Consider the following 14100-nt stretch of genomic DNA (forward strand, 5'->3'; position numbering starts at 1 on the left):
ATTCAATTATATAATCACTACAATTCTTAGAATATCTACATAATAAAGTTTTTATAGCCGAAATTGAATTATTAAGAAATATTCGATCTTTAAAAATCAACTTTATTGAAAATAGAATTTTTATTATTTTACTTCAAAAATCGTAAACGAATAGTTCGATTGAATTAAAAGCAAAGATTTCAAACAAAATTCATATGAGACAAAAAATGAAAGTTCTATTCTTCTTTCATAGAATAGAAAGTATATAGAGACCATAAGATCGTTTTTTAAATATTAACTAGCCCTGCAAGAAATTGCTTCCATTCACCTTGCCACTCAGAAGAAATTTTCGCATGATTTAAAAGAAATTTATCCCTTACTATCTGAATTCGATCCTGAAACCACCATTTTTCTATTCCTATCTTCAAAATTTCATCCAACTTATTAGCTGCCGCCTTCCAATCATCAAAGAGAATTTCGACTTCTCTCAATAAGTCTAAAAAAATTTTAAATTCAGAAGATTCCTTGAAATGGTTAGGGTTCCAAAACAAAAGCGTCGGTACGTTCATTGCTAGAGCCTGCAAATAGGCCGTACCTAAATGATCAAATACACTGAGAGATGAATTTTTCATTCTCTTCACGATATCAAAACTATCAGGATTTAAAATTTCGACTCCTTTTGGTAATTTATTCTTTAAATAATTATGGTTTGCCCAACTCATATTAGTTGTCTTAACCTTATATTCATAAGCATCGTTTTGATTAATATGATTACAAAAGCTAATTAAATTATCTGTATAATCTAATATCATTTCGGGTAGCATGATACTTTGTAACCTTATCAAATATACGAAGTAAGTATGAGTAACAATCAAAATCTCATTATTCCTTTTTTCGTGTTTCCCCAATATAGATAGACTCGGAGATGATAGAGGAATAATATTATTCTTATAACCGGATTGATCATATTTCCAACCCCAGGATATAAAGCCATCGGAGAGGCAATACTCTATCTTCCCCAAAGGAAAATTAGAAATTTGTCCATAACCACCACCGTGTTGAACCGAATACCAGCTACCTCCTCTTTCAAGTGTATCCGCCACCAAAAAGCGATTCGAATTATATACATCCATACCAATCCATATTTTGTAGGGATTCCTTTTTGCCATTTTGAGAACTTTAAATTCATCTGGTAGGTATCTAAAAAAATTTTTTTTAAATACCGTTTCAAACTCACTTTGAGTATCAAATTTTAAGGTTTCTACAAAAGACTGATTCTTATTGGGAAAAATGGATTCAATTTGTATTTCATCTTTAGATTTATTATAAATTCTACTTAGCTTATTAGACGGTAATAAAGACAATTTTTGCTTTTCAGATAGTCCATATACCAAACCCAGCCGAATGGAATCTATTGCATTATAACGATATTTTAATAGTGCAAAATATTTGTTTTTAAGTATGCCCTTTCCTTTTTGTTTAATTTTTCTCCAAAATGGAACAACTGCATTAGCTCTTTCAGAAGGAGCCTTGACATCAAAACGAAGAACATTGTTTCCGTATTCATTTTCCCTGATAAAATCAGACAATAAATTTAAATTGTAATGGTGAGAATCTGTTGCCTGATTAAAAAAATAATCCTCATTTGGAATGAAGACTTCATTATAATTTAAAATTTTTATTCTAAATTTCGACCGTTGTTCTCTTAACGAAAGCAATCTAAGATAGCGATCATAATAAATATGAATGAAGCTATGTAAATAACGTATTAAAACAATTGACCAATATTTTTCGCTCTTATCAACCTTAAATATTTCATTCATTCTTTCACAAATTGCAGGTAGAACTCTGTCATAGAACGAATCAATGTATGAAGACGCCTTTTCGACGTCTGTCCAATTTTTGTAAGGAGAATCTATAAATCTAAATTTTCTATGATCTTCAAAATTAACACTGGGATTATTTAAAAAACAAAAATTTGCAAGATAAACGGCATCTACTCTCTGCTTTTCATCTGGGAAAAAATCAGTAAAACCTGTAAGTATCAGATCTTGCATTTTATAACAAGTATTTTAGAGAACAATATAACTTACATTTGAATCAAAAGAATTTCTAAATATATAATGATCTTTAATTCCTAAGCTGTCTAACAACGCAATTGTTTCTCCCGGCGCCTTACCATCATTGATTTCATCAAACGCAATAATCCCTCCCTTGGGCATCCTAATTATAAAATTTTCAAGGGCGATTTTGGAGGGGGCATAAATGTCGAAATCAATGTGCAATAAAGCCACTATTAAATGCTTATTCTTATCGATGTAATTTGGTATTGTAACAGCTGCATCGCCGGGTATGAGTTCCATTTTAGGAATTTCCGATAAAGTTCTATTTTCGTTATGAATTTTACAAGAACTCAAAATTTCTTCATAAGATTGCTTTTTCGCGAATTCCTTCCAGTTATTCTGATCAAAATAATCGCCTGCCCGGTCTTCTTCGGAAATATTTTGAAAACCTTCAAATGTATCGAAACCAATGATTCTTCTATTGTGATTATATGGTTCCAGAATTGTACTAAAATGTAACCAGCTAAAAAATCCCGCCCCAAGATTTACGCCGCATTCAATAACAGAACCGTGAACATTAATTATCTTTTTATAAATTTCGTACCTATTTAAAAATTTGGCAACATCTCTTCTATTGACAAATCTTGGAAAATTAGACAACCTATCTTCCACTGGCAATTTGGAATCATTATATAAACTTGCTAGTTTAGACTGAAATGGTAATTTTTCTAAATCATTCATTATTTGTGTTTTCCTTGCTTTGAAGCAATTTTTCTCTTCTACGTTTTTCTTCCGGCCAATTTATTTTTGGTAATTGTGAAAGAAAGTGTCTAATTTTCGGTAATATTTCTTCATTCAATCGCTTTAAGGTAAAAGGAGTATATTTTTCATACTTTGTTTTTTCAGAATACATCGCATTTCCTGATATATTATCATAACGCACCAAAACAGTCCAACGGGCATACAATTGATCTTCAAACTTGGGAGATGAATGGAACACTAACCTATTTAAAGCAATTAAATCACCATCCGTAACAGAAGCCTTAGAGACGTCAGGATATTTACCCTGATATGTGTTTGGAACACACACATTATACAATCCCCATTCTTCTTCAATTTGTTCTTCATGATTCACAGGACCTTCGTTATGAGACTTCTTCCAGTAACTAACCGCGCTTTTTTCCTCTACTAAATGTAGAGGTAGCCAATATGTGACACTGTTTTCAGAATCCAAGGAGTTGATGTCTTGATGACATCCCTGGAAAAAACATTTTTCCCAGGGCAGATACATTTGAATTTTTAATTCTCTAACACTAGGTTTATCTATATTTATCCCTAAAGCAAAACTATTTAAAATCTCTAAACTAGCTAATTCATAGAAAGCAGGAATTCTTTGTATATATTGATATAATAAGTTTCTTTTTTCCGGGTTTTTACTCAGAATCTCCCAAATCAAATCTGACGTTATTTTATGAAATTCATCTGGATTATCTTCATATTTGATCTTCTCTCCGCTGATTTCCTCAATTACTCCTATTATACTATGTCTAATTTTCGATAGAATCTCTTTAGGAATTACGGAGTGAATTATTACTAATCCATCATTTAGATACTTTTTTTTTCATCTTCTAAATTCATAAATTTCCTTTTATATCAAAATAAGATAATTTTCCTTCTCCATGTAACCTGAAAAAACAATTTCTAACGATTTTGGCATCGTATAAAGCATCGTGTTTTTTAAATGATTTTTTATCTCCTACAAAAGCCTCTCTATCGATAACATCGGGATCATAACCGGACAAATAAAAAATAGTATCTAAATCGAAGTGCTTACGATGCCTAAGATAGTTGGGCAAATATCTTTCATAACTAAAATACTTTAATTCCGGGTGTAAGAGATGCCAGAGCTGAAAAATGAGTAATAAATCAAGAGACTTTCCTGCGGATATAAAACAAATTGCCTCTCCTTGAGAGTATTCACGAAGGAATGTATCCAGTATTATAAACGATTCATAAGTTGATAATGATTTTTTTTCATCTATATGCACTAGTACATTTTCTTTTACCCAATTTGTAAGTTGCTCCTTATCATAATCGTTAAAAGTTAAATACAATTCTTTTCCTTCTATTGTTACGAACCCAGCCGAGATTAAAGTGGTTTTAATATGGGAACTTGTATATTCACAATCTAAAAATACAATTTTCATTACATTAGTTTTTCATTTTTAAATAAGGTAGACTTTTAATTTTCTGAATTGTTAATTAAATTTCTTACACGCTCGGACTTAATCGAGCCATCCAGACCATATCATAAAATATGTTATCAAAGCAACGGGCTTTATGCCAAGTTCCTTCTATTTCGTAACCTGCAGCTAAAAAAGTTTTTATAGAAGCCGGATTTTCAGAAAAAGCCGCTGCTTGTAATCTCACTAAATTCAAACCGATCGAACTTAATGCCCAGTCTCCCACTTTTTGAAGACTTCGGCGAGATATTCCACGGTTCCTCATTTTTTCCTCGCCCAATAAAATCCCTACAGTTGCATGTCGATGTGGTATTGAAATAGAAGTTAGAGTTATATTCCCAATGTGACTACCTTGATAGCGAATAGCAAACAAGATGTCAGTCTCGGCAGACTCCATTCTTTGCCAGTATTGACTTAAGTCGTCATGATTATAAGAGTGCATTCGAGGCCCTTCCAGCCACTGAATCGTATCAAAATCCTTTAGCCATGAAAGCCAAGGACCTGAAAGATCTTTTTCTTTGACACAATCAATCCAAAGACCTTCATCAATATCCAACCGAAACGAATTAGTAACTATCTGCTTTAAAAGCATATTGTTAAATTTACAAAACTATAAGAGTATTATTCTATTGAGCTATAATTCTAAGAATATAAATCACAGTCGAATGATTTAAATAATCCAATGCGATGTTTTAAGTATATTTTTTAAGAACTAAAAAATGATTCAAAATTAATCCATCTAAACCTGAATTTAGTAATACATCAATTGCTTCCGAAGGAGTATTTACGATTGGAAAACCGTGCAAATTGAAAGAGGTATTTAAAAGGGCGCCTCTACCGGTTATCTGTTGAAATGCTTCAAGCAAAGAATATAACTCAAGATTATCTTTCTTTTTTAGTATTTGTGCTCTAGCTGTTTTATCAGCTGGATGACAAGCTGCATTCATTGCATTATAACCTTCATCTGTTGTATCAAAACTAAGGGTCATATGAGGCGATTCGAGATTTTTCGGATTTATAAGGTATCGTTCTGCAAATCCATCCAGAACAACGGGTGCAAATGGCATCCAAAAATCTCTACTCTTAATAGCGGAATTAATTTTTTCTTTAATTTTTAAATGAATAGGATCTGCTAAAATAGAACGATTTCCTAAAGCTCTTTGGCCAAATTCCATTCTACCAGCAGCCCTAGCAAAAATTTTGCCGTCAAAAAGTAACTGAGCAATTTTACTGTTTTCTGGATTTTCAATAATATCAAACTTTGTTTTGTCGAGTCCACTGACTGCTTTATTCTCATCTTTTAAATTAGATAATGGACCTAAATACAAACGCGTCAGAGGCTCTACGCTATTTGAATTCCATCGGACGGAAGATTCATTTGTTAGATCTTCTGCTAAGCAGATTCCGGCGCTAATTGCCATTGACTCGTCACCCGATGAACCTCCAATAAATAGACTCGCAACTTCTGGCATATCAGCAATCTTACCCATCGCCTTAATATTCATTGCGACTCCTCCGCTGATTACAATATCATGTATTTTATATTTCTTAATTGCATTCCGCACCCATTCAACGATTAATTCTTCGGTCCACTTTTGTAATGCAAAAGCGATATTATCGAAACGAACGCCTTCAAATCTCTCTTTAAACCAAAAATAACTATCTACGGGTTTCTCTTTCCATTTAAATTCTTCTCCATCTACATAGAGGGTATTCCTCAAAATATCTAACGCTTTTTTTGCATGCGTTTCCTTTCCATATGGAGCCAAACCCATCACTTTAAATTCATGCTCATTCGGTTTCATTCCCAGGAGTAAGGTCATATAACGATAAATTCTTCCAATAGCGCATTGGTCACTTTCATAAAGTCTTGAATACGTACCGGTTTCATCAAAAAGACCAATCGTAGCATTTTTCCCATCTCCCCAACCATCTATGGTAAGAGCCAATACCGGTTTATTACGATATGCTGATGCATAATAGGAATAGGCTGCATGGCATCTATGATGCTCGATTCTTCTCACTTTTGTTTTTTCAATTGATAGGAAATCAGCAAGAATTTGCTCTCTATCGACATCATATCTTTTTTGTCTTTCTTCAAAAGTAAGACTTTCAAGATTTTTAAAATAATTAGTATTTATACTTATCTCCGCTTTTTTCTTTTCTGGAAATGTCTCCAAAACAGATTTAAGCTTCTTATCTCCATTTACTAAAAACGGCTTCCATCTTAAGTGCTGCTCTCTTAAATAATCGTCTATTGTCCATTGGCTTTTAAGTAGCATTATATCATCGATAGGACTGCTAATACTCGCAATTGCTGCGCCGTCCAAATCTGAAGATTTAATTTTAGCTTCTTCTAAACAATATTTGATAGAGTTAGCCGGAAATGAGTCTTCGTTTTTAGATCGCGTAAATCTCTCTTCGTGAACGGCAGCTACAACTTTTCCATCTATAAATAAAGAGGCGCTAGAGCAGATCCCCCAATAGATTGATAATATTTTCATTTCCTTTATTTTCTTCTTAGTGAAATTTATTTGAAATAAATTTCAAAAATTACGAATTCTCCTTTTGAAATTTTACAAACACTGAAAGATAAATTTTGAGTTTTCTGGCAAGATGATAGTAATTCGAACAGATGCGAATTGAGAGAACCGCTCGATAAATATTCTAATTTTTATTTAAAGAAACACTTACAATAATTGTATCACATAGGCCAAGTGAGGCAAGTTGCGATTCGTAAATCTGGTGAACCATTTCATTTTCCAAAAAAGACCACTTCACGTGACCGCCGGGCTTTTCTTTAGAAAGCCAATAAAGATGATTGGAAAGAGGATATCTTTGAATTTGCTTAATCCAATTTAATTTCAAACCCGTCTGCTGAATTAATTTAGTCAAGGTAATATTATTAAATAAATAAAGATGCTGGCTCCAATAAGTAAATTTAGAGAATGCATCCGATTGATAAAGAACAAGCAAGGCATCGTTGGAATTTGGCACTTCAATAACTAACTCTCCGTCATCAGAAAGCATGGAAGCCAATTCTAAGATTGTTTTTTTGGGGTCAGTAAGATGCTCAATCACATGAAATGCTGTAATAATATCAAATCGTCTTCCTTCATCGAATATTTTTTGTAAGTTCGTCCACACTTTCAACCCGTTCTCTTTATAATATTCTTGAAGCCTTAATTCTAACTCAACACCTTCTGAAAGTGAGGTGTCTTTTAAAGATTTTAAAAGAAATCCGCCTGCACCGCAACCGAAATCCAAAAGCTTTTTATTTAGTAATTTGGTTTTCAGAAATTCATATCTTCGAGTATCGTCAGCATCCGATTCCCTTACCCAATTTTGTATAGATATCATTTCTTCACCATGCATACCTGAGTTTACATAATGTTCTTCAGAAATATGCTTTGAGTTAGATAAAAATACAAGTCCACATTCAGCACATTCCAAAACTTCCAAATCTGGATTGTCTCGAACAACGCCATCTCTTCTCATGTTCGACATTGATTTGCATAAATAACATTCCATTAATATTGCATTATCCTTAAAATAATATGCCGGGCTGATCTATTTTATATACATTATAAATGCAAAAAAATTGATGATTTTGATTTTTATTAACCAGACATTTTGGAACATTTTAAGCATATAGGGTTCTCATGATACCGACCCTCTTTATGCAACTTTCGTAAGTCTTTTGCTTCCTTACTATTCCACAGATCTACAAGATTTAAATTTGATGTATTACCCAATTTCAAATAACTGCTAAACATGGCGCAACAAGGAGTAACGTCTCCGTTCCCACGAATATACAACCTCTGCCAAGGTTGATTACATTTAAAGTTATAGTTATTAGATTTTTCTTTTCCAGCAAGTTTTTGAAAATCCCCTTCTATATCCGGCGTCATAAAATCTTGAATTACTATGAAATCAACTTTATCATTCCAATATTTAATAAATTCATCCATCTCCGCTTCATTTTCTTTCATTCGTACGAAATTGACTCCGACAATTGGAAGCTCAGAATTTAATTCTTTACGAATTCGAAGAAAATTATCTATATTTTTCATCACTTGATCAAATTTTCCTCCAATGCGAATTTTTTTATACGTATCTTCATTAATCGCATCTAAACTAAATCTAATTCGAGTCAGTCCAGATTTAATAATCTTTTCAGCTAGATCCTCTGTTACAAGCGAACCATTTGTATTTACCATTACATCAAGATATCCGAATTCAATAGCAAGTCCGAACCAGTCGGTAATTTCTTTATTTAAAAATGGCTCATTATCACCTTGAAAAGAAACGGATGGGGTATTATATTTTTTCCCCTCCAGCAAAATCTTAGTAATACTCTCGGTAGTCATTTTTTCTTTATAACCGAATTTCTCTTTCAGTTCAGGTACGCCTTGCACACACATAGGACATTTAAAATTACATTTAAAACTTGTTTCTATATGGAGAAACATTGGGAACTCAGTTTCCAACTCAAAACTGTTCACTAAGTCCCATTTCTTTCTATATTCTTCGAACTCAGTCCCCTTGACACGGATTAAAGTTTTTAATGCATCCGACTCTTTTTTGTAACTTTCCATTTACATCCTCTCGTATAAGCTAACTATTTTTTCTGGTGTCATTTTATCTTTCCAATTGTCACCAAGTGCATTAGTTAGAGGTCTTTCCATTTTAAGAGTCATATTTACCATTCGTTCCATAGCAGGCTTATCCAAGGAGCTACACACGTTTGTCGGCAATTGTATCTTATGAATTTTTAACATTTCCCGAAAACGATTCACCCATTGACCGTAATATTCATCTAATACATTAAAAGCTACACAATTTGCAAAGCCATGCCTAAAGCCTAATTCAAGACTAAGGCCGTATGACAACGCATGGCAAACTCCAACTTCGGAATTAACAATAGACACTCCTCCCATATACGAAGCTGTAAGTAGCATATCATCGTCACCATTTGATAGAAAAACATTTTCACAAAGTTCTAATGCTTTGCTTGCATTTCCCTTGGCAAGTTCGTTAATCATTGTTCCTTGTAAACTTTCGACACAGTGAATATAACAATCCATACCTGTATAAAATCTTTGAGTAATAGGAACATCCTTTATCAAAGAACTATCTAATATAATTGCATCAAACATGCTATGATCACTATTGATTCCAAACTTACGTTCTCTACCCATTAGCACGGCCGTACGACTAGCCTCTGCTCCAGAGCCTGCTATGGTCGGAATTCCAATCTTAAAAATTCCAGGATTTGGAACAAGATCCCAACCTTGGTATTGAGAAGCAGAACCTTCGTTGCACATCATCACGGATAAAGCTTTCGCCACATCCATAGTACTGCCCCCACCTATTCCAATGATGGCAGTAGGTAATTTATGATTTCGGATTTGAAGAAATTTATCCTTCAATGCATCGATTTGAAGCGTTGAAGGTTCTTTAGCACTAGCTGGAAACCATTCAACTGCATCTTCATTTCCTTTCTTCAATCTGCTAAGTAAAATTCCTTTTTGATGTACATCATCTATTATATAAATATAATAATCGTCCGTCGTATTTTTCTTAGGCAATAATTCATTGATTCGATCAATCGTATTACTACCAAAAAGCAAACGAGGCACTTGTTTAAAAATTCTAACAGGGGTCATTAAATTATCCTTACTTAGTTGCGAACTGATCCATATTTATTCAATAAAGCTTCTAAAATAACAAAATCGATTTCGTCATCTATCTCAAAATTTTGATGTCTTGCAATAACATGCCTGCATATATTATCACCAAACCAAAGCCCTTTTGAAACTAGGTTTTGAGATAAAATATAGACATTGCCGTCATCATAAAAAAAACCTTTATAATCTTGACGACGCATGTTATTATGCTTTCCAAATTCCTGATATTTACACCAAAATCCAGTGGCCAGGTTAGAAAAATTACCTTTTTCATATATATCCAGGCACTCATCAATTAACCCAACGTCTCTAATTGGCGATGTCGGTTGCAAGAGAATGAAGTTTTCAGCTTCTGGAATTTCTTTTGAGATTTGTCCAAGGACGGCAATCGTCTTCGCTTCATCGGTCGCTAACTCGGCAGATCTTTTTAAAACTGCACAATTCCAATCCTTTGCAATAGCAGCTATTTCTTCACTGTCGGTCGAAACAATAATTTGATCAATTCTTTTCGCTTGTTTAGCGGCTTCAATAGACCAGGCGATTAATGGTTTACCGCATAAGTTCTTAATATTTTTTCCAGGGAGTCCCTTACTACCGCCTCTAGCAGGAATTACAGCCAAATTCATTTTAAGATTAACCTCGAAGCTCGATTAAGGCTTGTTTAATTGAGGTAATCATATAATCAAAATCCGATTCACTCATCCATATATGAAACGGGAAGGAAATCATGTTATCAAAAAATTCATCGGTTTCCGGACAAGCCGCTTGTCCAAAACCCATTTTTTTGAATAGATCGTATCTATATAATGGGTAATATTGAACAATAACTTGAATTTTATATTTTTTGCTCAAAATAGAAATCAAATCGTTTCTATCCTTTCCTTTATTTTTCGCTTTATACTTAGCAACTAATAAATGATGGCTATGAGAGTTATGGCCATTTTGTTTTTGAAAAATTAGCTCCTCAAAGTCTTTAAATGAATTAATAAATTTTTGCGCTCTCTTCTTTCGATTTTCCGTCAGATCCACAATTCGTTTTAGTAAAACAGATCCTAATGCCGCCTGAGCCTCCGTTAGGCTAAAGTTATGCGGCCAAATTTTATCCAAATCCAAATCCACGTTAGACATAGCTGGAAGCCAATATTCGGTCTTATTTAAAAAGGGAGCATGTCCATTATGTCTTAAACCGGGAACTTTCCCTGCAAGAGGATCATTATTCTTCAAGGTAAGAATTCCACCTTCACCCATAGTAGTAATATTCTTTTGACCATGTAGACTAAAGGCCGCAAAATTTCCGAATGTGCCGCAAGGCTTCCCTTCTAAGGTCGCCCCCAGTGATTGGGCACAATCTTCAATTAGTAAAATATTCTTAGATTTTGCAAATTTAGCAATTTCGTCAATGTTTGGAATTATCATTCCATATAAATGAACAACTACAATTGCCTTAGTTTTACTCGTAACTAATTTTTGAATCGATCCAAACGATATTAAAAAAGTTTCCGGATCGATATCTGCCCATACTAAAGTAGCTCCGGTTCTCCCGAACGGGATTGCTGACGCACAATACGTATGCCCAGGAATAATTACCTCATCGCCTTTTTTCAATCCTGAAAGATCCGCAATGAGTTCTAGAGCATGCGTAGCATTTGTCACTCCAAAGCAAGTCTGTCCGCCAAGGTAACTTGAAAAATCACTTTCAAACTGCTGCAAATACCTTCCTTGTGTCTGAGGATCGGCAGTCTTCATCACATTCACCACAGTATCAATCTCTTCTTGAGTATAATCAATAGAACGACCCGACCACTTAATTTTGAAATCCACTTTAAACCTCTAAAATTATTTCTATAAATAAAATTTTTCTAAACGTGTTAGAGAAACGAGAAAACCTTCGCCATTATTCTTATGCCCCTGCCAAATTTCAGGTATAAAAGAGGCCTTAGGACTTTTGTCTTTAAGAATTTTTGCAAGCATATGAAAATCAATTTCTCCTTCTCCTACTTGTAATCCTTCACCATCCACACCTTTTGCATCTACTATATGCAAGTGTGCAGCAAAAGGAGAAACTTGTTCTACAAATTTACTAAACGACCAGTGGTAATGGTTACAAGCTAATTTAGAATGAGAGGCATCGAGACAAATTCGAACAGAATAACGTTCACAGAATTCTATGATTTCCTCAGCCGATAGAAAAAGATTATGATACCTTTGACCGCCAAAAAGCCACGGAAACGGAGGCATCGTCTGTGGAATAATCTCCACTCCTTCTGAATCCAATTCACTTAAAGATTGAGCTAAATTTTTATACAATCTTTCACGTATCGTTATATCTAACGGTTTATTTAATGAAAAGCCGCCCACATTCGTAACGATTAAGGGCTTTTTATTTGAGTTTGGAAAAAATTCTTTTAATTTCCTTGTTACATGAATAACTTTTTGAATCTCAATTAAAGACTTTCTTCTATAATTTTCATCGTCTGTGCAGAGATCCAACAAATGATCATTCTCAAAAAGTTCGGGGCAATGTACTATAAAATCAATGTTCAATGGCTTTTCAATATATTCGGAAATCTCAAGATTTAAGTCTTTATAGCTAAAATGAAATTCAACTAAGTCCATTTCAACCGTAGACAACATTTGCTTCAGGTCATGATAACGAACGGGCAATCCCCAAGGTCTTGAAAAAGTGAATGTCTTTTTAAATTCAACAATGTCGTCGGCTATATCCGATTTATAGAAAAAATCACCTTTTTTAAGATCTCTTTTTGCCGATTTTCCAATTAACCTTTCCTTAAAATAAGGCGGTAAACCTTTACCTGGACTTCTAATATCAATCATATCTGAAGTAATAATTTCACCGAACTTTAAATTTCGATTAATTAGCAAACTTTTACCTAATGTTTCCCGATTCATCAATTCGCCTTGAGTTATTTGGCGAAAATTTTTATTACCTAAAGATTCTTCTATTTGCCGAATACCTTCGACCATATCTTTAAATTCATTCGGCAGGAGACTTACCTTATGATCATTGCCTTCCATTTCCCGATCTAACGTAAAGTGTTTCTCTATTACTTTCGCGTCCAAAGAAATTGCAGCCAATGCAACTAGGTATCCACGTTCATGACCGGAATATCCGACCAAACAATCTCCGATCTTTTTCAAATGTTCGATATATCTTAGATTTATATCCTTAAAAGGAGCGGGATAAGTAGAATTACAATGTAATAAGATATATTGAGCACCTAAATCCTGCAAAATATGAATTGAATCTAATATCTCATCCTCTGTTGTCATACCTGTTGAACAAATAATTGGCTTACCCGACTTAGCAACCAATCGAAGCAATTCATGGTTCGTAAAATCCGCCGAAGCAATTTTATATGCGGGTATTCCATATTTTTCTAATTTTAAAAAACTCTCTTCATCCCAAGGAGTACACAGCGGTATCAACGACTCTTCACGGCAATAATCGAAAATACGAAATAATTCATCGTCCGAAAGCTGAAATTTATTCAATAGATCCAGAGTATATTGAGAACCTAAATCCTCTTCCACATCATTCGCATTTCCAGAGTTTCTATATAACGCATTTAAATTTCGCATTTGAAATTTGGCGCAGTCGGCACCGGCAAGTTTAGCCTCACGAACCAATTTTTTAGCTAATGCAAAATCTCCATTATGATTATTACCGATTTCCGCAATTATGAAGGCCGGAGAATTAGCACTTAATGACATTCCTTCGATTAATATCTCTTCCGAGGTTTCTCTCGCAATTGCTTCTAAAACACCATTTTCATTGATGAGCGGAATGATTGAAATTCTACTACTGAATGAATTTCGAATCCTTCTTGAACTTTCATTAATATATAAATACTTAAAATTTGTATTAACAATATTTTTTACATCTTGATCCAAACTACGATCGAGTATACCATCGTTAAGCAACCACCTACGGAAGTCCCCGTCAGTAATGACCCCAGCTAGCTTATTTCCCTCAGAAACAGCAAAAATAGTCTTAGACTTATTTGCTTCAATTTTTTTGAGAGCATTCTTAATGCTATCTTCAAGAAAAACGACATACTTTGAAATATTTTTATCAATAATCATAGGTGAGATCAGAACCAGTAT

12 protein-coding genes are annotated in these 14100 nt (G+C 33.8%); all 12 read right to left on the reverse strand.

Translation table 11 applies throughout. The features are described from left to right. Positions 1-266 precede the first annotated feature (266 nt). Positions 267-2036, reverse strand: a complete 1770-nt coding sequence (locus LEP1GSC060_RS16985) for an LIC12162 family transferase (RefSeq protein WP_003009523.1) — start codon at positions 2034-2036, stop codon at positions 267-269. A gap of 15 nt (positions 2037-2051) precedes the next feature. Further along, positions 2052-2783 (reverse strand): class I SAM-dependent methyltransferase, encoded by a 732-nt coding sequence (locus LEP1GSC060_RS16990; protein WP_003009529.1) that lies wholly within the window; start codon positions 2781-2783, stop codon positions 2052-2054. Continuing rightward, positions 2776-3498, reverse strand: coding sequence for a hypothetical protein (locus tag LEP1GSC060_RS16995; RefSeq protein ID WP_003009903.1), 723 nt, complete (start codon positions 3496-3498; stop codon positions 2776-2778). Before LEP1GSC060_RS16995 ends, LEP1GSC060_RS16990 begins: the two co-directional genes overlap by 8 nt. A 178-nt stretch (positions 3499-3676) precedes the next feature. Then, positions 3677-4249: a hypothetical protein gene (locus tag LEP1GSC060_RS17000; protein ID WP_036096942.1), complete on the reverse strand. Its 573-nt coding sequence runs from the start codon at positions 4247-4249 to the stop codon at positions 3677-3679. A gap of 64 nt (positions 4250-4313) precedes the next feature. After that, positions 4314-4877 (reverse strand): GNAT family N-acetyltransferase, encoded by a 564-nt coding sequence (locus LEP1GSC060_RS17005; protein ID WP_036096945.1) that lies wholly within the window; start codon positions 4875-4877, stop codon positions 4314-4316. 100 nt (positions 4878-4977) lie between these two features. After that, positions 4978-6789: a carbamoyltransferase C-terminal domain-containing protein gene (locus tag LEP1GSC060_RS17010; RefSeq protein WP_003009473.1), complete on the reverse strand. Its 1812-nt coding sequence runs from the start codon at positions 6787-6789 to the stop codon at positions 4978-4980. A 163-nt stretch (positions 6790-6952) separates the two neighbouring features. Continuing rightward, on the reverse strand, positions 6953-7792 hold the full coding sequence (locus tag LEP1GSC060_RS17015) for a class I SAM-dependent methyltransferase (RefSeq protein ID WP_196221670.1): 840 nt from the start codon (positions 7790-7792) through the stop codon (positions 6953-6955). A 113-nt stretch (positions 7793-7905) separates the two neighbouring features. Then, entirely contained in the window at positions 7906-8883 is a 978-nt protein-coding gene (locus LEP1GSC060_RS17020) for a radical SAM/SPASM domain-containing protein (protein ID WP_003009422.1), read from the reverse strand. Then, complete coding sequence (locus tag LEP1GSC060_RS17025) at positions 8884-9954, reverse strand: iron-containing alcohol dehydrogenase family protein (protein ID WP_003009722.1); 1071 nt, start codon at positions 9952-9954, stop codon at positions 8884-8886. It abuts the gene before it with no gap. A 14-nt stretch (positions 9955-9968) separates the two neighbouring features. Further along, positions 9969-10601 carry an acylneuraminate cytidylyltransferase family protein gene (locus LEP1GSC060_RS17030; RefSeq protein WP_003009323.1) on the reverse strand — a complete coding sequence of 211 codons (633 nt, stop codon included), beginning with the start codon at positions 10599-10601 and terminating at the stop codon, positions 9969-9971. 7 nt (positions 10602-10608) lie between these two features. Next, positions 10609-11796: a DegT/DnrJ/EryC1/StrS aminotransferase family protein gene (locus LEP1GSC060_RS17035; RefSeq protein WP_036096948.1), complete on the reverse strand. Its 1188-nt coding sequence runs from the start codon at positions 11794-11796 to the stop codon at positions 10609-10611. Positions 11797-11817: 21 nt separating this feature from the next. Next, the gene (locus LEP1GSC060_RS17040; RefSeq protein ID WP_003009456.1) at positions 11818-14079 is read right to left on the reverse strand and encodes an N-acetylneuraminate synthase family protein; all 2262 of its coding nucleotides are present in this window, start codon (positions 14077-14079) and stop codon (positions 11818-11820) included. Between the last annotated feature and the right edge of the window lie 21 nt (positions 14080-14100).

The sequence above is a fragment of the Leptospira weilii serovar Ranarum str. ICFT genome, from assembly GCF_000332415.1.
In the GTDB taxonomy this organism is placed as follows: Bacteria; Spirochaetota; Leptospiria; order Leptospirales; family Leptospiraceae; genus Leptospira; species Leptospira weilii_A.